13 protein-coding genes are annotated in these 19,592 nt (G+C 75.4%); 10 read left to right on the plus strand and 3 right to left on the minus strand.

Annotated elements, in window-relative coordinates; all coding sequences use genetic code 11:
- Positions 1-102 precede the first annotated feature (102 nt).
- The 3 genes from AMOR_RS24675 (at position 103) to AMOR_RS24685 (ending at position 4,824) form a co-directional block, all read left to right on the plus strand.
- Complete coding sequence (locus AMOR_RS24675) at positions 103-1,173, plus strand: glycosyltransferase family 4 protein (RefSeq protein ID WP_248355112.1); 1,071 nt, start codon at positions 103-105, stop codon at positions 1,171-1,173.
- Positions 1,152-3,410, plus strand: a complete 2,259-nt coding sequence (locus AMOR_RS24680; protein WP_248355113.1) for an amylo-alpha-1,6-glucosidase — start codon at positions 1,152-1,154, stop codon at positions 3,408-3,410. The genes AMOR_RS24675 and AMOR_RS24680 overlap by 22 nt, the downstream gene beginning before the upstream one ends.
- 493 nt (positions 3,411-3,903) lie before the next feature.
- On the plus strand, positions 3,904-4,824 hold the full coding sequence (locus tag AMOR_RS24685) for an AAA family ATPase (RefSeq protein ID WP_248355114.1): 921 nt from the start codon (positions 3,904-3,906) through the stop codon (positions 4,822-4,824).
- Positions 4,825-5,048: 224 nt separating this feature from the next.
- Here AMOR_RS24685 and AMOR_RS24690 read toward each other — a convergent pair whose 3' ends face one another.
- On the minus strand, positions 5,049-5,822 hold the full coding sequence (locus AMOR_RS24690; protein WP_248355115.1) for a metallophosphoesterase: 774 nt from the start codon (positions 5,820-5,822) through the stop codon (positions 5,049-5,051).
- Between the two features lie 9 nt (positions 5,823-5,831).
- Positions 5,832-6,467 (minus strand): hypothetical protein, encoded by a 636-nt coding sequence (locus AMOR_RS24695; protein WP_248355116.1) that lies wholly within the window; start codon positions 6,465-6,467, stop codon positions 5,832-5,834.
- A gap of 215 nt (positions 6,468-6,682) precedes the next feature.
- On the opposite strand from AMOR_RS24695, the gene AMOR_RS24700 reads away from it, so the two are divergent.
- Complete coding sequence (locus AMOR_RS24700) at positions 6,683-10,846, plus strand: response regulator (RefSeq protein WP_248355117.1); 4,164 nt, start codon at positions 6,683-6,685, stop codon at positions 10,844-10,846.
- Between the two features lie 55 nt (positions 10,847-10,901).
- Positions 10,902-11,357 (plus strand): hypothetical protein, encoded by a 456-nt coding sequence (locus AMOR_RS24705; RefSeq protein ID WP_248355118.1) that lies wholly within the window; start codon positions 10,902-10,904, stop codon positions 11,355-11,357.
- A gap of 45 nt (positions 11,358-11,402) precedes the next feature.
- Here the strand turns inward: AMOR_RS24705 and AMOR_RS24710 are convergent, their stop codons facing one another.
- On the minus strand, positions 11,403-12,905 hold the full coding sequence (locus AMOR_RS24710) for a diguanylate cyclase (protein WP_248355119.1): 1,503 nt from the start codon (positions 12,903-12,905) through the stop codon (positions 11,403-11,405).
- 90 nt (positions 12,906-12,995) lie between these two features.
- Between AMOR_RS24710 and pgeF the strand changes: the two genes are divergently transcribed.
- The 5 genes from pgeF (at position 12,996) to topA (ending at position 19,541) form a co-directional block, all read left to right on the plus strand.
- The gene (gene pgeF / locus AMOR_RS24715; RefSeq protein WP_248355120.1) at positions 12,996-13,748 is read left to right on the plus strand and encodes a peptidoglycan editing factor PgeF; all 753 of its coding nucleotides are present in this window, start codon (positions 12,996-12,998) and stop codon (positions 13,746-13,748) included.
- Between the two features lie 34 nt (positions 13,749-13,782).
- On the plus strand, positions 13,783-14,610 hold the full coding sequence (locus AMOR_RS24720) for a tetratricopeptide repeat protein (RefSeq protein WP_248355121.1): 828 nt from the start codon (positions 13,783-13,785) through the stop codon (positions 14,608-14,610).
- Entirely contained in the window at positions 14,607-15,956 is a 1,350-nt protein-coding gene (locus AMOR_RS24725; RefSeq protein ID WP_248355122.1) for a LysM peptidoglycan-binding domain-containing protein, read from the plus strand. Before AMOR_RS24720 ends, AMOR_RS24725 begins: the two co-directional genes overlap by 4 nt.
- Positions 15,957-16,106: 150 nt before the next feature.
- Complete coding sequence (gene dprA, locus AMOR_RS24730; RefSeq protein ID WP_248355123.1) at positions 16,107-16,976, plus strand: DNA-processing protein DprA; 870 nt, start codon at positions 16,107-16,109, stop codon at positions 16,974-16,976.
- A gap of 3 nt (positions 16,977-16,979) precedes the next feature.
- On the plus strand, positions 16,980-19,541 hold the full coding sequence (gene topA, locus AMOR_RS24735; protein WP_248355124.1) for a type I DNA topoisomerase: 2,562 nt from the start codon (positions 16,980-16,982) through the stop codon (positions 19,539-19,541).
- Positions 19,542-19,592 lie beyond the last annotated feature (51 nt).

Raw genomic sequence — 19,592 nt, forward strand, 5'->3', positions numbered from 1 at the left:
CGCCGAGGGCCGCCGCGCGGCCCGGCGCCCGCCCGTTCCACCCTCCGTCCGCGCGCGCCGCACACCCTCGCACGGACGGCGCCCTGCACCTACCTTGTAAACGTGCGCATCGCCCTCGTGTCGACACCTTTCGTGTCGGTGCCGCCCCCTGCCTATGGCGGCACCGAGCTGGTCGTGCACTCGCTCTCCCGCTCGCTCGAGCGCGCCGGCCACGCGGTGACGGTGTTCGCCACCGGCGACTCGCGCGCGAGCGACCTCCGGGCGACCTTCCCGACGGCGGTCTGGCCGCCGGATCCCTACGCCGAGCTGCTGCACGCGCGGTTCGCGGCGGACGAGATCTCGCGCGGCGCCTTCGACGTCGTGCACGCGCACGTCCCGGCGCTCCTCGCCTTCGCCGACGTGCTCCCCGCGCCCGTCGTGTACACGTTGCACCACTCGGTGGAGCCGGTGCTGTCGCGATTCTACGAGCGCGTGCGCTCGGTGCGGCACGTCGCGATCTCGGCGCGGCAGGCCGAGCTCGCGTCGCCGGCGCCCCACCACGTCGTCCACCACGGCCTCGATCCCGAGCTCTATCCCGTCGTCGGTCCCGGCGGAGACGCCGCGTTCTTCCTCGGCCGGCTCTCGTGGTGCAAGGGGCCGGAGCTGGCCGTCGAGGCCGCCCGGCGCGCCGGCATGCCGCTCGTCATGGCCGGCAAGCCGCACCGGGGCGATCCGTGCCCCGAGGACTGGGAGGCGGACGTCCTCCAGCCGGCGCTCCGCGCGGCGCACGTGCGGTGGGTCCGGGAGGCGGACCTGGCGCAGAAGCGCCGGCTCTTCGCGCGGAGCCGCGCCCTGCTCGTGCCGCTCCGGTGGGAGGAGCCGTTCGGCCTCGTCCTCGTCGAGGCCATGCTGGCCGGCTGCCCGGTGATCACCTTCCCGCTCGGTGCAGCTCCCGAGATCGTGGAGGACGGAGTGACGGGATTCCTCGTGCGCGGCGTCCCGGAGATGGCAGCCGCGCTGCGGCGCGCCAGCGCGCTCGACCGCCGGGAGATCCAGGCGCGGGCGCGGGCGCGTTTCTCGGCGGACCGCATGGCGCGGGACTACGTCGCGGTGTACCGCGCCGCGATCGCCGGCCGCCGCCGGGAGATCGACGCCGAGGCCGAGGAGGGAGGATGGACGACGCTCGCGCAGTGATCGCGCGCCCCGAGGACCTGCTCGGCTACTCCGATCCGTCCGTCCAGCCCGAGGCGACCGGGGTCGACAAGCTCGTCCTGAAGCGCGGGAACCTCTTCCTCGTCGCGAACCGGCTGGGGGACGTCGCCCCGGCCGGCGCCCGCGACCTCGGGCTGTTCCTCACCGACACGCGCCATCTCTCCGCCTGGAAGCTCGGCATCGCGGGAGGCCCGCCGCTCTGCCTGGCGTCGCAGCTCTCGCCGGACTACGTGGCCCAGATCGACTTCACGGTGACGAGCCTGCACGAGGGCGATCTCCTCGGCCGCGAGCCGGTCAACTACGTCCACCTGCGGCGCGACATGCTCATCGACGACGTGCTCGTCGATCGCATCGTCCTCACGAACTTCCAGGGCAAGCCGATGGACGGCTGGATCGAGCTCGGCTGGGCCGCGGACTTCGCCGACGTCTTCGAGATCCGCGGGGCGCGGCGGAAGGAGCGCGGGACGTACCACCCGCCGAAGGTCGAGCGGGACCGGGTGGTGCTCCGGTACGACGGCCGCGACGGGCGGCGCTACGCCACCGAGATCCGGGTGGACGGCGCGGTGGCGAACGGCAAGGGCCCGGCGCGCGTGGTGCACCTCGGAGGCCGGGGCGCGCGCGTCGCGCTGCACCTCGAGCCCGCCGAGCACGTCGAGGCGACGTTCGTGGTCGCCGCGGGCATCGAGCGCGGTACGCCGGGGAAGATCCGCGGGCTCGACGAGGAGCGGCCGGTGCCGCGCGGCGCGCCCCGCTCGTTCGGGGACCGCGCCGCCGCGACCCATGAGGCGTACGAGAGCTTCGCGCGAAACGCGACGCGGTTCGTCGCGTCGAACGACCTCTTCACGCTCGCGCTCGAGCAGGCCGTCGCCGATCTGAAGGCGCTCACCGTCTACCACTTCGGCGCGCCGGTCATCTCCGCCGGCATCCCCTGGTACACGTGCCCGTTCGGCCGGGACGCGCTCATCGCCGGCTTCGAGTCGCTCCTCGCCGCGCCGGAGGTCGCGCGCGACGCGCTCCGGTTCCTGGCGCGTCTCCAGGGCGAGCGGGACGATCCGTCCCGCGACGAGGAGCCCGGGAAGATCCCGCACGAGATCCGGTTCGGCGAGATGGCGGCCGCCGGGGAGGTGCCGCACACGCCGTACTACGGCTCGGCCGACGCGACGCCGCTGTTCCTGGTGCTGCTCTCCGAGTACGACCGCTGGACGGACGACCGCGACACGCTGCTCGAGCTCCTGCCCGCCGCGGAGCGCGCGCTCGACTGGCTCGAGAAGTGGGCGGACCGCGACGCGGACGGGCTCGTCGAGTACCACCGCCGCACCGCGAAGGGCCTCCGGAACCAGGGCTGGAAGGACAGCCACGACGGCGTGCCCTTCGCGGACGGGACGTCCGCCGAGCCGCCCATCGCGCTGGTCGAGGTGCAGGGCTACGCGATCGACGCCCGACGGCGGATGGCGGACCTCCTCGAGCGGCTCGGGCGCCGCTCGGAGGCGAAGGCGCTCCGCGCGGCCGCGCGGGCGCACGCGGAGGCGGTCGAGGCGCGCTTCTGGATGGAGGAGAAGGGCACCTACGCGATCGCGCTCGACCGGGAGAAGCGGGTCGTCGACGCGGTGACCTCCAACCCGGGCCACCTCCTGTTCTCGGGGGCGGTGAGCCCGGAGCGCGCCCGCCAGGTCGCGACGTCGCTCCTCGGTGGCGGCATGTGGAGCGGGTGGGGCATCCGCACGCTCGCCGCGGGGCAGCCCGCCTACAACCCGCTCAGCTACCACGACGGCACGGTCTGGCCACACGACAACGCGCTCTGCGCGATGGGGATGTCGGCGTACGGGATGACGCGCGAGGCGGGCCAGGTGCTCTGCGCGATGTGGGACGTCGCGCAGCACTTCCGGCAGCACCGGCTCCCGGAGCTCTTCTGCGGGCTCTCGCGCCCCGCCGGGTCGTTCCCGGTGCACTACCCGGTCGCGTGCTCGCCGCAGGCGTGGTCGTCGGCGGGATGGTTCCTCCTGCTCCGGGCCGTGCTCGGGCTGTTCGCGGACGCGCCCGCCCACACGCTGCACGTCGTGCAGCCCTGGCTCCCCCCCTGGCTCCACAACATCACGCTCGATGGCGTCCGGGTGGGGGCCGCGCGCGCGACGATCAAGTTCACCCGTGGCCCGACCAGCACGTTCGCGGAGGTGCTCGACGTCCAGGGCGGGCCGCTGCGCGTGCGGATCGAGATCTGACGCCTGAAGAAGCGAAAGGCCGGGAAGTGACCCTCCCGGCCTCTCGAGCTCTGGCGCTCGCGGCGCCCCTAGGACACTCCGCCGGTCTCCTCGTGAGGAGCTTGCGGCGGTGGGAGGAGTCGAGCTTCCGGCCTCGCATCGACTTGGACGTGAAACGGGAGGTGGGCCCTGCGTACCGAGCGTTTGGGCTGGAGATTCGTCATGGCAGGGTCCTTGGCCGGCCTCCGGCGGGACTCGGGTTCCTTCTCTTCAAGCCCCGTGCCGTCACCGCGCGTGACCGCCGGTCAGTGAAATCGCGAGGTTGCGGCCCCCCGCGCCGGGACGTGCCTGTAAAACCGCAGGTCCGGCCGGACGCCGGGGTGCAGGGGCACCCGAGCGCCGCCGCGCTCGTGCCGGCGAAGGGCGGCCGGTGGGACGCGTTCGCCTCGCCGGTCCCTCGCGGCGGCGTTACCCTTCAACCCGTCGCGCGGCCCACGGCGGCGGCGGGGAGCCGATGTTCACGAGCCTCGACGAGACTGCGGAGAAGCTCGCGGCGGCGGGGTACCTCCCGTCGCGGGAGATCGCGACGGCGGTCTTCCTGGCCGACCGTCTCGAGAAGCCGATCCTGGTCGAGGGCCCCGCGGGCGTCGGCAAGACCGAGCTCGCACACGCCTTCGCGCGGGCGAGCGGCCGCGCGCTCGTCCGGCTGCAGTGCTACGAGGGGCTCGACGAGTCGAAGGCGCTCTACGAGTGGGAGTACGCGAAGCAGCTCCTCTACACCCAGCTCCTGAAGGACCGGATCGGCGCGACCGTCGAGGGCGCCGGGAGCTTGGCGGACGCGGCGGAGCGCATCGCGGGCGAGGGGAACGTCTTCTTCAGCGAGCGGTTCCTCGTGGCGCGGCCGGTGCTGAAGGCCCTCACGAGCGAGGTCCCGGCGCTGCTCCTCGTGGACGAGATCGACAAGGCGGACCCGGAGTTCGAGGCGTTCCTCCTCGAGGTCCTCTCGGACTGGGCCGTGACGGTGCCCGAGATCGGGACGATCCGGGCGCGGCAGGTGCCGCGCGTCGTCCTCACGTCCAACGCGGCTCGCGACCTCTCGGACGCGCTGAAGCGCCGGTGCCTGCACCTCCACGTCGACTTCCCGACCCGCGAGCGCGAGCTCGCCATCGTCCGCGCGCGGGTGCCGGACGCGTCCGAGGCCCTCGCGCGCGCCGTGGTGGCCGCGGTGGCGAAGCTCCGGACGCTCGATCTCCGCAAGCCGCCGTCCATCTCCGAGACGCTGGACTGGATCCGCGCGCTCGCGATCCTGAACGCCGACCGGCTGGACCCGGCGCTGCTCGACGACACGCTGAGCCTCGTCCTGAAGTACGAGGCGGACGTGGCGCGGGCGAGGGAGCGGAAGGGCGAGATCCTCGCGGCGGCGCAGGTGGGATGACGGGACCAACCCGTTGCCGTTTACGTTACCGTTGCCGTTACCGTCTCCGTTCCCCGTGTCCCGTGTCCCCTGGCCCGCCATCCGTTCCCGTCCCCGATCGTCCTCGCGCGTTCACCGTCGGTTGTCCGGGAACGGCTCACGGGCCACGGGACACGGGAGGCGGGACACGACAACGGGGGCGGTAACGGTAACGGAGAACGGAAACGGGGAACGGTAACGGAGACTCAGTCCTCCACGTCCCCCGGCTCCGCCCGGGCCGCGCGCGCGGGGACCTGCACGATCTCCTGCGTGGGCAGGATGAACGCGGTGAGCTTCCCGCCGTAGACGCAGCCCGTGTCGATCCCGACGCACGACACGCCGGGGCGCGGAGTGTCCACGACGACCCCCTCGCGCGCGTGGTGGCCGTAGACGATCGACTGCGGGCCGGTCCAGACCTCCGTCCACCGGCGCACGCCGGCCTCGCCGGCCTCGCCGCGCGTGCGGTGCACCGGCTTCCCGCGGACGTCGAGGTACCGCAGCCGCACGAGCCAGTCCGGCGGCTGCGCCGACACGCGCCGGCCGGGCAGGAGCCCGCCGTGGACCGCGAGCCAGCGGCCGCCGAGCGGGATGACCCGGGGCAGCGCCGCGAGCCAGGCGAGATCGTCGCGCGAGAGCTGCGCGTGCTCGGCGGCGCGATCCGGCGACATGCGGACCGGGTTGCGGTGGCCGGGGTCCACCCGCCGGCGCGCCTCGTGCGCCGCGAACCGGAGGTGCTTCTCCTCGTGGTTGCCGAGGACGCACTCCGCGCGGAGCTCCCGCGCACGGCGCACGACGCCGACCGGATCCGGTCCGCGGTCGAGGAGATCGCCGAGCAGGACGAGCCGGTCCACGCCCGGGTTCCAGCGCGCGGCGACGAGCAGCGCCTCGAGCTCCTCGAGGCAGCCGTGCACGTCGCCCACGACGATCGTGCGACGCCGCCCCGGGGCGGAGGGGGCGGCGCCGGGCCGGACGGGGTCCACGATCCGATCTTAGCGGGGGTCGGCGGGTCTGCGCGACGTCGCGCGCGAAGGCAGTGGGGCGTCCCGAGCCGCGGTGGCTGGCCGGAGGCCCGGCGCGGCGGGATCGTCGAACCAGCCGGCGTACCCGGCCGCGACGTCCGCGTCCTCGAATGCAGCGTCCGTGCGGCGATCGACGACGCGCCAGGCTCCCTCCACGCGCGCCACGAGGTACTCCGAGACGGACCGGGCGAGCGCCCCGTCGCCCGCCGGCACCCACGTGCTCTCGCGGACCGTCACGACTGCGGTCCCCCGCGGCGCGCGCCGGACGGCGAGCAGCTGGAAGGACTCGAGGATGCCGCCCCGGGCCGCCTGCTGCCAGGGCGCGAGCGGGTGGCCCTCGCCGCGCGCCGCCCTGCGAGCGATCTCGTCGAGCGCGCGCGGCGCGGTCAGGCGCCTCGCGGCCTCGTAGTCCCGCTCGCGCGCGGGCACCGCACGGTCCGGGCGGACGTCGGGCGCGCGCGGGCCGGCGAGCCGGACCGCGTCGAGGTAGTGGAGCACGCACCGTGCGGGTCCGCGCAGGAGGTTCTCGGGCGGCGACTGCGCGTCGAGCGCGGGCCCCTCCGGGCCTGCGGCGGCTGCGACGAGGAGGAGCGGGAGGAGGACCATGCACGGGTTCTGCTCCGGGTGGAACGGAGCGCCGACACGTTCGGCCCGCCACCCCCGGCTCGCAACCCTCCGCCCCGCCCCGGCCGGCTGCGCACCCGGTGCGCGTCTGTGCGGCGGACGCGCGGCGGCAGGTCGCCGCGGTCGCCGCATGCCTAGATTGGCGGCGACGCCGGGGATAGACTCGGTAGCCCGGGCGGGCGTCTCCCGCATCCCACATGGAATCGAAGCGCGTCCTCATCGTGGAGCCGGACAACGCGTTCGCGCTGTCCCTCGCATCGCTGTTTCGCGACGACGGCCACGCCACGCGGGTCGCCGCGAGCGCGGCCGAGGCGGAGCGTGAGATCGCCGCGCGGCGCCCCGACCTGTGCGTGATGCGCGCGGAGCTCCCGGACCTCTCGGGCTTCTCGCTCTGCGCGCGGCTGCGCCACGATCGGTTCACGGCGACGATCCCCCTCGTGCTGTACTCGTCCGAGACCCCGCCGGAGTCGCTCGCGGAGCACGCGCGCACGCCGTGGGCCGCGAACGGCTACCTGGCGATGCCCCTCGACACCGACGCGCTCCGGCAGCTCGCGCGCCACCTCCTCGCCGCGGCCGAGCCGGTCGAGGTCGCGGACGACGCCGACGTGGAGGAGGTCGAGCCGGACGAGGGCATCGAGGGCGAGCGCGGCGGCGAGGGCGACGGCGCCGTGCCCGCCGCCGCGGCGCACGGGGGCGACGCCCCCGCCGGTGCGGACGCTTCCGCCGCTGCCGACGCCGCCCCCGGCGTGGAGCCGGCCGGCGCGGACGTGCCTCCGATCGCGCCCGGCGAGGCCGAGGCGGCTACGCCTCCGCCCATGCCGCGGCGCGCGCATCGATCGATCGTGACCGACGAGGACCGGCTGTTCGTCGACCGCGTCTTCCAGTCGGTCGCGGAGCACCGTGACGAGCTCGCGGCGGAGGCGCACCGGCGTCGCCCGCCGCCGCGTCGCGACCTCCTGCAGACGCCGGAGGGGCGCGCGCAGCTCCTGCGCGAGGACCTCAAGTGGCGCGAGGCGCAGCTCGCGCGCCTCGCGGAGGTGTGGGAGGTGCGCGAGCGCGAGCTCGCGTCCGTCGACGAGCGCATCCACGAGAAGGACGTGGAGGTGCAGTCGCTCAAGCTGCAGGTCGACGATCTGCTCCGGCGGCTCGCCGACGCCCGCGAGGCCTTCCTGCAGAAGGAGCGCGAGTACGGCGCCTCCGTCGACGGCCTCCTGCTCGAGAAGTTCAGCCAGGAGAAGGAGCTCATCGAGGTGGTCGCCGCGAACGAGCGGCGCATCCACGAGCTCGAGCGCGAGGTCCGGCGGCGCGACGACGACCTCGCGCACCGGAAGGTCGCGCTCGACCGGGCGCAGGAGGAGATCGCGCGGCTCGACCGCCAGGCGCGCGCCGACGCCGCGCGGATGGAGGCGCGGGAGCGCGAGCTGCAGGAGGAGATCGGCCGCCGCGCGGAGGAGGTCACCGCCGCGGAGGCGGCCCTCACGGCGGCGCGGGAGGCCGGCGAGGAGGCGCAGCGCGAGGCCGACGCCCGGCTCGAGGCGGAGTCGGCGGCACGCCGGAGCGTCGAGGCCGAGCTCGCCGCCGCACGCCACGAGGCGGAGGCCCGCGTCCACGGGCTCGAGGCGCGGCTCGCGGAGTCGGGGGCGCGGGCCGCCGGGCTCGAGGCGGAGCTGGAGACGGTCCGGGAAGAGGCGGAGCGGGCGCGCGCGGCGAGCGAGGCGCGGGCCGCGGAGCTCGCCTCGGCGCTCGAGGAGTCCGAGCGCGAGCGAGAGCGGGCCGCGGAGAGCGCGCGCGAGGCCGCGTCGGCGCTCCAGGCCCGCATCGACGATCGCGAGGACGCGATCCGCGATCGCGAGCAACGGCTGCGGCTCCTCGACGAGGAGTACCGGCAGTTCCGCGAGAGCGCGCGCGGCCGGGAGGACGACCTCGGCCGCGAGATCCAGGATCACCTGCAGCAGATCGGGTCGCTCGAGGGCGAGATCGAGGGCCTCGCGCGCGAGATGTCCGAGCGCGAGGAGGAGGCGCGCACCGAGCTCGCGGAGGTGCGCGCCGGGCTCGAGGCGGAGCGCGCCGACGCGGAGGCGAGCGCCGCCGCGGCGGCGCAGGAGGCGGCGCGCCGCGCGGAGGCGCTCGAGGCCGAGCGGGCCCGGGCGGACGCCGCGCGCGCCGAGGCGGAGCGGGCGGCGGAGACCGCCCGCGCGGCCGGCGCGCGCGCCGAGCGGGCGCTCGACGCGGCCCGCTCCGAGTGGGAGGCGCGCGCCGAGGTGCTGGTGTCCGAGCGCGACGAGCTGCGGAGCGACGCGGACCGGCAGCGCGCGCTCGCGGAGGGCGCCGGCCGCGAGCGGGACGCGCTGCGCGCGGCCCTCGCGGAGCGCGAGCTCGAGCTCGCGGCCCGGACGGGCGAGCGGGACGCCTCCACGGCGGCCGCGCGGCAGGCGGCGGCGGAGGCGGACGCGGTGCGCGAGGCGCGGGCGGCGCTGGAGGTCCAGCTCGCCGACGCCGAGGCGCGGGAGCGCGCGTCCGCGGACACGATGGAGGCGGCGCGCGCCGAGGTCGCGCGCCTCACCGGGCGCCTCGCGGAGGTCGAGGCGGCGGCGCGGGCCGACGCCGAGGCGCGGGGGGCGGAGCTCGCGGCGGCGCGCGAGCGGTCGGCGGCGCTCGAGGCGGACCTCGTCACGGCGCGCGCGGACGGCGAGGCGCGGGCGGCCGCGGCCGCGGAGGAGCTCGACGCGCTCCGCGCGACGGCGGCGCGCGCCGAGGCGGAGCGCGAGGAGCTCCGGCGGCAGGCCCGGCGGCGCGAGGGCGAGCTCTCGCTCGAGCTGGCGGCGCGCGCAGAGGCGGCGCTCCGGCACGAGGAGCAGGCCCGGGCCGCCGCCGCGCGCGCCGACGAGGCCGCGGCACGGATCGCGGAGCTCGAGAGCGAGCGGCGCGAGGCCCGCGATGCGCTCGACGCGCTCTCGCGGGAGATGGAGCGCAAGGTCTCGGCGCTCGAGTCCCGCGGCAGCGAGCTCGACGCAGCGCTCGCGGCGGCGCGGCAGCAGGCCGAGGCGCGGGCGGCGGAGCTCGCGGGGGCGCGCGAGGCGTGGACCGGACGCGAGGCGGCGCTCGAGGCGGCGCGCGAGGACGCGGAGGCGGCGTCGAGCGCCGCGGCGGCCGCGCTCGCGGAGGCGGCGCGCGACCGGGACGAGGCGCGCGCGCAGCGCGAGGCGCTCGCCGCGGAGCTCGGGACGCGCGAGGCGGAGGAGCAGGCGCTCCGGGACGAGGTCCGGGCGGCGGCCACCCGCGGCGACGCCGCGGAGGCGGAGCGCGCGCGGCTCGAGGCGGAGCTGACCCGCGAGGCGGCCGCGCGCGCCGAGGACGACGAGCGCGCGCGGGCGCGGCTCGCGGCGTTCGTGGCCGAGCACGGGCGCCGCGAGGAGGAGCTGCTCGCGGAGCTCGCGAAGAAGACGGAGGCCGCGGAGGCGCTGCACGCCCGGTTCGAGGAGCTCGCGGCGGAGCGGGCCCGGCGCGAGGAGGCGCTGCAGAAGGAGCTCGCCGCCCGCGCCGAGGCGCTCCGCGCGGCGGAGCGCCGCGAGCAGGCGGGTGCGGAGGCGGCGTCGGCGCGCATCGAGGAGGCCCGCAAGCGCGTGGCGGAGGCGGAGGAGCGGCTCGCGTCGCTCGCCGAGGCGCGCGAGGCGTCGGAGCGGTCGATGGCCGAGCTGAGCCAGCGCCTCGAGGAGACCGCGACGGAGCGGACCGGGCTCCTCGCGCGCGTGGAGCGCGCCGACGCGAAGGTCGAGGAGCTCGAGCAGTCGCTCGCGGCCGCCCATCGCGACCGGCAGCGCGTGGAGACCGAGCTCGCGGCGCGCGCGGCCCGCGCCGAGGCGCGCGCGGCCGAGCTGGGCGCCAAGGCGGAGCAGGCGGCGCGCGACGCGAGCGTCGCGCACGCCGCGCGGGCGCGCGTGATCGAGCTCGAGGCGGCGCTCGCCCTCGCGGGCCAGGCGCGCGCGCGCGCGGAGAAGGAGCTGTCGGCGCGGGCGGCCGCCGCGGAGGCGCGCGCCGCCGACGCCGCCCGGCGGCTGGACCGGGTCGCTGCGGAGCGGCGCGAGGCGGAGGGGCGCGGCGCGCGCGCGGTCGAGGAGGCCCAGGCGCGCTTCCGCGACGAGCTCGCCCGGCGCGATCAGCTGCGGCACCAGGAAATGCAGCGGCTGCAGGCGGCGCTCCAGGAGCGGGCGCGGCGCGAGAAGGCGCTCGAGATGGAGCTGTCGCGCGTGAAGGGCTCGCGCGCCGTCGCGGCCGCGGTGGGGGCGCTCGCCCCCGCGTCCGCGGGACCCGCGGCGGACGCCCCCCGGACGCCTGACGCGGTCGAGGACGAGGTGAAGTAGCCGAGCCCGCTCCGGGGGGCTTCCAGACGCGGCGGGGCGGTAGGACCTGACGTCCATGCGGCCCGTCCACGTCCTGCTCCTCGTCGGACTCGCGGCGGGGTGCGCCCGCGCGCAGCGCCCGGAAGCGCAAACCTGCGACGAATCCTGGGAGCACGTCGATGGGACTCTCCGGGCCGGGCTCGAGAGATACCTCGCGGACCTCGATCGCTACCTCACGAGCGCGATCCCCGGTGCGCGTACCGAGGCGGCGCAGGAGCGCGCGCGTGCGGCGGCGAGCGCGTGGGCGGAGGCGCACCGCGACCCGTACGTCGCTTCCTGCCGCGTGGCGACCGACAAGGAGCGTCGCTGCGTCCTCGCCGCTGCGACCCCGGTGGACCTCGCGAGCTGCGGGCTCGCCTCCCTCGTACGGTCGTTCACCGACGACGTGCTGCCGGCGTATGCGTCGCGCCCGCTCGAGGGCGTCGGGAGCGGCGCGGCGCCCGACGAGGACGAGGGCGTGGACGCGCTGTGAAGCGGGGCGGGGCAGGGGGCGCGGTGCGCTCACCGCGCTCCGGGATCAATTCCCCGCCGCCTCTGCGTCCGCCGTCGTCGCGACGTCGCGCTTGCGCCCCGGGTGCTCGCGCATCCCCGGCTCGTGCGCCCGGACGGCATCGCGCCCGGCGCGCTTCGCCGCGTAGAGCGCCGCGTCCGCGGCGTCCATGAGCGCTGCGAGCTCGCGCGCGTCGTCCGGCCAGACGCCCACGCCGACCGAGATCGTCACGTGGCCGGCGCCGTCCGGCAACGCCGCCTCGCGCACCGTGCCGCGCAGCTTCTCCGCCGCGGCGAGCGCCGCCGCCCGGTTGGCGCGCGGGAGCAGGACCGCGAACTCCTCGCCGCCGTACCGGGCGACGAGATCGACCTTGCGGACGGCGCCCTGCAGGAGCGCGCCGACGCGCCGGAGGATCGCGTCGCCCGCCGCGTGCCCGTGCGCCTCGTTGTAGGCGCGGAACCGGTCCACGTCGACGAGCGCGATCGCCATGTGGTGCTCGAACCGCTCGCACCGCTCGGCCTCGAGCTCGAGCCGCGCGAAGAGGCTCCGGCGGTTGTGCACGCCGGTGAGGGCGTCGGTCTGCGACAGCCGCACCATCTTCTGGTGCAGGCGCGCGTTCTCGATGGCGATCGCCGCCTGGCCGGCGACCGATTCGAGCAGGCGCACCTCGTCGGCCGGGAACGCGTCGCGGGCGGGGCGGAAGAAGGCGAGGACCCCGGTGCACGCGTCCTGGTGGAGGAGCGGCACGGAGAGGATCGCGCCCGCGGCGTCGCCGCCGTGCCATGGGAGGACCGGGCGGCGGGGATCCGTCGTGGTGTCGCCGACGAGCACCGTGGCCCGCTCGCGCGCGGCCCACCCGGCCGGCCCCTCGCCGCTGCGGACGCGCGTGCCGACGACCGCCGCGTCGAGGCCGGAGACGCTCCGGACGACGAGGTCGCCCGTGCCCTCCTCGGCGAGGAAGAGCGCGAACGCGTGATCGCCGAGGCCGCGCCCGACGAGCTCGGTGACGATGCCGAGGAGCCGGTCCAGCTCGAGCGTCGAGACGAGGCGCCGCGAGAGGTCGAAGAGGAGCGTCAGCTCCTTCACGCGGGCCTCGAGCTGCGCCTTCAGGGCGAGCTCGCGCTGCATCGACTCCATCGAGGCGGCGTCCTCGATGCGGCGCGCGTGGAGGTCCGTCACCGCCGCGAGCGTCGTGTTGAAGTTCTCCGCCAGGACGCCGAGCTCGTCGTCGCTCTCCACGGGCACCCGGTGGAGGAAGTCGCCCTCGCGCGCGCGGCGAAGGCCGGCGGCGAGCCGCTGGAGCGGCTGCTCGACGAGGAAGCGCATCGCGAGCGCGTGGATCGCGGCTCCGCCCGCCGCGAGCGCGATGACCGCCCCGATGGCGAGCCGGTACGACGCGTCCAGCTCCGGTTGGAGCGCCTCGGTCCGCGACCGGAGCCACATCAGCAGCACGAGCGCGAAGGCGACCGACGGCACCCCGACCGCCAGCATGAGCTTGCGACCGAGCGAGCGGCGGACCGAGGAGAGCATGGGGGAGCCGTAGAGCGTAGTCCCCGGCGACCTCTCGATCAAGGAGCGGTCCGGTCCGGCTCCGCGGGCGCGTGCTACATTCGGCGCCCGATGGACCTCGTCCGCTCGAAGCTCCTCGCCGCGTTCCCGCACGGCTTCACGACGCGGCGGGGCGGGGTCTCGCCGCCACCGTGGGACGCGCTGAACCTCGGCGGCTCCGTCGGCGACGACCCGGTCCGGGTCGCGGAGAACTGGCGCCGCCTCGAGGCCGCGACGAGGCTCCTCTTCGCCCGGGTCCGGCAGGTGCACGGCGCGCGGGTGGTCCACCTCGACGTCGCGAGCGTCCCCGCGGAGGAGGCGGACGCGGTGGTCTCGACGGAGGCGGGGATCGCCGCCTGCGTGTCGGTCGCGGACTGTGTTCCGGTGCTGATCGCCGATCCGGGCTCCGGGGCGGTGTGCGCGGTGCACGCCGGCTGGCGCGGGACGATCGCGGGCGTGGCGGCCGAGGCGGTCCGGGCGCTCGCGCGGATCTCCGGCGCTCCGCCGGGGCGGCTGCTCGCCGCGATCGGGCCGTCCATCGGGCCCTGCTGCTACGAGGTCTCGCCCGATCTCGCCGACCGCTTCCGCGCCGCGCTCGGCCCCGTCGTGCGGGAGGGACCGGCGCCGCGGCTCGACCTCTGGGCGTCGAACCGGCGGATCCTCGAGGCCGCGGGGGTCGCGCCGGAGCGCATCGACTCCATGGACCGGTGCACTGCGTGCGAGCGCGACACGTTCTTCTCGCACCGCCGGGACGCCGGCCGGACCGGCCGGCAGATGGCGTTCATCGCCCCACACGACCTGACCGCCGGCCGGGCCCTTCCTTGACGAAAACCCGGTCTCACCTAGAATTTTCCAGGTTTTGACCACCTTCGCGCGAGACGCCTGTGCGGCGCTCCTCGTCCTCGCCGGCTGCGCGGGGAGCGGGGCCGTGCGGCAACAGGACGTCGACGCGCTCCGGGCCGAGCTCCGCGAGGCTCGTCGCGAGAACGAGAACCTCGCCCGCAAGGTCGACGCGCTCTCCGCGCGCATGGATCTCGTGACGGCGAGGCTGACGCGCGGCGCGGTCGCCGAGCCCCGTGCCGTCGAGCCGGCCGCCGCGGCGCCCTACGGGTCCGTCGTCCCGCCCGATCTCGCCGTCGTGAAGATCGCGCCGCCCGCCGGCGCGCCGCGCGCCGCCCGCGCCGCGCCGCCGGTCCCGACCGCGGTATCGATCTCCGAGCCGGACGCGAGGAAGCTCGAGGCCCTCGCGCGACCGAGCCGTCGAGAGCTCGCCGCCGAGGCCGACACCGAGCTCCGGGCCGCCCGCCGCCTCGCCGGCCTCGAGCGCGCCCACGCGCTCGAGGGGTTCGCGGCGCGCTACCCTCGCCACGGCGCCGCCGACAACGCGCTCCTGGAGGCGGCCGACGCGTACGCGGACTCCGGCAAGGACGACGCCGCGTGCAGCCTCGCGCGGCGCGTCTCGGAGGAGTACCCCGCCGGCGACGCGATGAGCGACGCCCTCGAGCGGCTCGCGGCCTGCGAGGGCCGCCGCGGCGCCGGGGACGCGGAGCGCCGCCTGCTCCAGCGCGTCGTCACGGAATATCCGAGCACGCCGGCCGCAACCCGCGCCGGCGCGCGGCTCGCAACCATCTCCGGGCACGCCGGCGCGAACGCGCCGGGCGCCGGCCCGGCAAGGAGCGCTCCATGATCCGCAGGCACATCCTCGCCGTCCTCGCCCTCGCGCCCGCGGCCGCCCACGCGCAGCTCGGCGCGCTCGACGCCGCGCGCGGTGCGGGCCGAACCTCGGACGCCGGGAACGCCCGCATCGAGCGCGCGGCGGACGCGCAGCTCTCGCAGGGCGAGGGTCAGGTCCGGACGAGCGCGCCGGCCACTCGCGCCGCCGCGCCGGCGGGCGAGCCCGGCCTCGCCGTCGCGCCCCTCGAGGGCGGCGCGGCGTCCGCCGATCAGGGGCGCGGGACGGTCCCGCCGCCCGACACGTACACCGTCCGCCCCGGCGACACGCTGTGGGATCTCTCCGGCCGGTTCCTCAACAACCCCTGGTACTGGCCGAAGATCTGGTCCTACAACCCGGACATCACGAACCCGCACTGGATCTCACCGGGCAACGTCCTGAAGTTCTATCCGTCCGCGGAGGAGGCGCCCGGGCGCGTCCAGCCCGTCGACGCCGCCGCGCCCGTCGCGGAGGCCGAGCCGGAGGAGGAGGAGCCGCGGACCGCTCCGGCGCTGGAGTCATTCTCCCGCGCGGACATCAACGCGCCCATCAAGCCGGTGGAGCCGGACGGCGTGGCGGTCGCGGGGCCGTTCAAGATCGGCTACGTGCCGCCGAAGCAGCTCATGGCCCGGCACGACACCTTCGTGACCCCGCGCGAGCTCGACGAGTCCGGCGCGATCAAGGCGGCGTTCGACGAGAAGCTGATGCTCACGACCCTCGACCGGGCGTACGCGACGTTCAAGCAGGCCGCGCCGGTCCAGAAGGGCGAGACGTACGTCATCTACAAGACCGAGCGCACCATCCAGCACCCCGTCACGAAGGAGCTGTTCGGGTACCAGTCGGTGATCCTCGGCGCCGCCAAGGTCGTCGCGGTGGACGACAAGGCCGTCACGCTCGTCATCACGGCAGCGAACGATCCCATCGAGCGCGGCGCGATGCTCGGCCCGTGGACCGAGAGGTTCTTCCGTCCGGTCGCGCGGAAGCCGAACGGTCGCGACCTGGAGGGCCTCATCATCGCGTCCCCGGTCGACGTCCTCACGCAGTTCGCGGAGCACCAGGTCGTCTTCATCGACCGGGGCACCGCCGACGGCGTCGAGGAGGGGAACGTCTTCAACGTGGTCCGCTCCGGCGACCTCTCCGGCCGTCACCCCAACACCGTCCCGAACGACCCGTCGCTCCCCAAGGAGACGGTCGGTGACCTCCTCGTCATCGACGCGCGCGAGCACGCCTCGGCCGCGCTCGTGACCCGGAGCCTCTCCGAGCTGCTCATCGGCGACCACGTCGAGATGCGCTCGGCGGTCGCCGGGGCGGGCGGCGACTAGCTCCGCGCCGCCCTGGAGGCGGGCCGCCAGCCACGCAGGCGCCCGGCGCGGATCGCGCTGCGGCGGAGGCTCGGCGTGCACGTTCCATGCATGCGCGTCCGGGTGCCTCGCTTGACGGTGTGAGACCCCGCGGGTATATGGCCCCGCTCCATGGAGTCGGCGCGCACGATCCGGCCGGACGACGGCCTATACCCCGCGGGGCTCGCGCGCCTCCCCGACCGCCCGGCCGAGCTCCGCGTGCGCGGCGCGCTCGGCGACGTCCGGCACGTCGCCCTCGTCGGCGCACGCTGGACCGACGATTACGGCGCCTCGCTGGCCCGGGAGCTCGCGGCCGGGCTCGCCCGCGCCGGCGTCTCGATCGTCTCCGGCGGTGCCCGCGGCGTCGACGCCGCCGCGCACCGCGGGGCGCTCGACGCCGGCGGACACACGATCGCCGTCCTCGGCACCGGGATCGATCGCTGCTACCCCGCGGAGCACCGGTCGCTCTTCGAGGAGATCGTCGCGTCGGGCGGCGCGCTCGTCTCCGAGCAGCCCGACGGGACGCGCGGCTGGCCGGGGAACTTCCCCGCCCGGAACCGGATCATCGCCGCGCTCTCGGACGCCGTAGTGGTGGTGCGCGCGGGCGTGCGGAGCGGGGCGCTCATCACGGCGGACCGCGCCCGCGGGATCGGCGTCCCCGTCCTTGCGGTGCCCGGAGACGTCCGCGACGACCTCTCGGCCGGGCCGCACGCGCTGCTGCGCTCGGGCGCCCGCCCGGTCGCCTCCGCCGCGGACGTCCTCGCGGAGCTCGGCGTGGCGACGCCCGCGCCCGTGCAGCGACCGCTGCCGACGCTGGACGGCCACGCCTCGGCGCTGCTGGCGGCGCTCGGGCGGAAGCCGCGGCACGCGGACGACCTCGCGCGGGAGGCAGGGGTGCGAGCGGGGGCCGCCCTGGCGGGCCTCCTCACGCTCGAGCTGGAAGGGTTGTGCGAGCAGCGGCCAGGCCATTACTTTCTGCGCCGCAACGGAGAGGGGATCTAGAGGATGCCGAAGGAGCCGAGGACGGTGGCACGCGAGGGCGCGAAGAAGGCGAGGGCGGTGGCCGCGCCGAAGGCGCGCCGCGCGAAGGCCGCCCCGGTCGAGGCCGACGTGGCCGCGATCGACGTCGAGGCCCTCGAGGCAGGCGGCGCCGAGGCGGACGCCGCCGCGCCGAAGAGCCCGAAGCGGGGATCCCGGAAGGTCACCCTGAGCGGCAGCCTCGTGGTGGTCGAGTCGCCCGCGAAGGCGAAGACGATCAAGAAGTACCTGGGCCGCGGCTACGACGTGAAGGCGTCCGTCGGGCACGTGAAGGACCTGCCGAAGTCCAAGATCGGCGTCGACGTCGCGAAGGGCTTCCTCCCCGAGTACGAGGCCATCAAGGGGAAGGCGAAGGTCCTCTCGGACATCAAGCGCGCCGCGCGGACCGCCGAGCACGTCTTCCTCGCGACCGACCCCGATCGCGAGGGAGAGGCGATCGCCTGGCACATCGCGGAGGAGCTCGGCGCCGAAGGCGGCGACGGGCGCGTCCGCCGCGTCCTCTTCAACGAGATCACGAAGGGCGCGATCCAGAAGGCGATCGCGAGCCCGCTCGACCTCGATCGCAAGAAGTTCGACGCCCAGCAGGCCCGCCGGATCCTCGACCGGCTGGTCGGGTACCAGATCAGCCCGATCCTCTGGAAGAAGGTCCGCCGCGGCCTCTCCGCGGGCCGGGTCCAGTCCGTCGCGGTGCGCCTCGTCGTCGAGCGCGAGCGCGAGATCGAGGCGTTCGTCCCGGTCGAGTACTGGTCGCTGGACGCGGACCTGGCCGCGAAGCTGCCGCCGGAGTTCCGCGCCAAGCTCTCGAAGGTCGACGGCCAGAAGGCCGACCTGAAGGACGGCGCGCAGACGGGCGCCCTCGTGAAGGACCTCGAGGGCGCGCGGTACGTCGTCGCGTCCGTGGAGAAGAAGGAGCGCCGCCGGAATCCGCCGCCGCCCTTCACCACCGCGAAGCTGCAGCAGGAGGCGGCGAACCGGCTCGGCTTCAGCCCGAAGAAGACGATGACCCTGGCGCAGCGCCTCTACGAGGGCGTGGAGCTGGGCGAGGAGGGCGCGGTCGGCCTCATCACGTACATGCGCACCGACTCCGTCCGGCTCTCCACCGAGGCGGTGGACGCGGTCCGCAAGCACATCGAGTCGGCGTTCGGGAAGGACCACCTCCCGGAGACGCCGAACTTCTACAAGACGAAGGCGAAGTCGGCGCAGGAGGCGCACGAGGCGGTGCGCCCGACCTCCCTCGACTGGACGCCGGACCGCGTGGCGCCGTTCTTCGACCAGATGAACGAGCGCGACATGTACCGGCTCTACGAGCTCATCTGGAACCGGTTCGTCGCCTGCCAGATGGTGCCGGCGGTCTACGACCAGACCACCGCGGACATCACCGCGGCCCGCGCGACGTTCCGCGCGACGGGCTCGATCCTCAAGTTCCCCGGCTACCTCGCCGTGTACGGCGCGAAGCCGCCCGAGGAGGAGGCCGGCGCCGAGGAGGAGAAGGGCGGCGAGAACGGCGAGAAGGAGGCGCGGTCCGAGGATCGCCAGCTCCCGCCGCTCGAGCAGGGGATGGAGCTGCGCCTCGTGAAGCTCGTCCCCGAGCAGCACTTCACGCAGCCGCCGCCGCGCTTCAACGAGTCGTCCCTCGTGAAGGAGATGGAGGAGCGCGGCATCGGGCGCCCGTCCACGTACGCGGCCATCCTCGATACGATCCAGGAGAAGGGCTACGTCGAGAAGCTCGAGAAGCAGTTCAAGCCGACGCACCTCGGCGTGCTCGTGACCGACGAGCTCGTCCGCGCCTTCCCCCGCGAGATGGACATCGCGTTCACCGCGGGGATGGAGGAGAAGCTGGACGAGATCGAGGAGGGGGACGCCGGGTGGCAGGCGGTCCTCACGGACTTCTACGACAAGTTCAAGGAGGACCTCGCCAAGGCCGAGGAGGCCATGCGCAACGTGAAGGCGCAGGCCATCGAGACCGACATCACGTGCGAGAAGTGCGGCGAGCGGAAGATGGTCATCAAGTGGGGCCGGAACGGCGAGTTCCTCGCCTGCCCCGGATACCCCGAGTGCCGGAACACGATGAACTTCCGGCGCGAGGACGGGAACATCGTCCCGGAGAAGGAGGAGGACGTCCCCGTCGAGGACAAGTGCCCGGAGTGCGGCGCGCCGATGGTGATGAAGCGCGGCCGGTTCGGGAAGTTCCTCGCCTGCACCCGCTACCCCGAGTGCAAGGGCACGAAGCCGGTGTCGATCGGCGTGTCGTGCCCGAAGGGCTGCGGCGGCTACATCACGGAGAAGCGCTCCCGGCGCGGCAAGACCTTCTACGGCTGCTCGTCGTACCCGAAGTGCGACTTCGTGAGCTGGGATCGGCCGCGGAACGAGGCGTGCCCGCAGTGCGGGAGCGCGTACCTCCTGGACAAGTACTCGAAGAAGACGGGGCCGTTCGTCGCCTGCCCGAACAAGGAGTGCGGCTACCGCCGCGAGGCGGAGCCGCGCCCCGAGGGCGAGGCGGCGCCGGCGCCGACGCTCGAGAAGGTCTAGCGCCGCACGCCTCGCCACGGATCGCAGGACGACTCGGAGACGGCGCCCTCG

Origin of the sequence: Anaeromyxobacter oryzae (genome assembly GCF_023169945.1) — a bacterium.
GTDB lineage: Bacteria > Myxococcota > Myxococcia > Myxococcales > Anaeromyxobacteraceae > Anaeromyxobacter > Anaeromyxobacter oryzae.

What these genes read in the sequence shown, in the direction of transcription:
- AMOR_RS24710 (WP_248355119.1), bottom strand. Translation starts at nt 12,905, where the DNA reads ATGCTCTCCTCGGTCCGCCGCTCGCTCGGTCGCAAGCTCATGCTGGCG.
- AMOR_RS24695 (WP_248355116.1), bottom strand. Translation starts at nt 6,467, where the DNA reads ATGGTCCTCCTCCCGCTCCTCCTCGTCGCAGCCGCCGCAGGCCCGGAG.
- AMOR_RS24725 (WP_248355122.1), top strand. Translation starts at nt 14,607, where the DNA reads ATGATCCGCAGGCACATCCTCGCCGTCCTCGCCCTCGCGCCCGCGGCC.
- AMOR_RS24705 (WP_248355118.1), top strand. Translation starts at nt 10,902, where the DNA reads ATGCGGCCCGTCCACGTCCTGCTCCTCGTCGGACTCGCGGCGGGGTGC.
- topA (WP_248355124.1), top strand. Translation starts at nt 16,980, where the DNA reads ATGCCGAAGGAGCCGAGGACGGTGGCACGCGAGGGCGCGAAGAAGGCG.
- AMOR_RS24685 (WP_248355114.1), top strand. Translation starts at nt 3,904, where the DNA reads ATGTTCACGAGCCTCGACGAGACTGCGGAGAAGCTCGCGGCGGCGGGG.
- AMOR_RS24680 (WP_248355113.1), top strand. Translation starts at nt 1,152, where the DNA reads ATGGACGACGCTCGCGCAGTGATCGCGCGCCCCGAGGACCTGCTCGGC.
- dprA (WP_248355123.1), top strand. Translation starts at nt 16,107, where the DNA reads ATGGAGTCGGCGCGCACGATCCGGCCGGACGACGGCCTATACCCCGCG.
- pgeF (WP_248355120.1), top strand. Translation starts at nt 12,996, where the DNA reads ATGGACCTCGTCCGCTCGAAGCTCCTCGCCGCGTTCCCGCACGGCTTC.
- AMOR_RS24700 (WP_248355117.1), top strand. Translation starts at nt 6,683, where the DNA reads ATGGAATCGAAGCGCGTCCTCATCGTGGAGCCGGACAACGCGTTCGCG.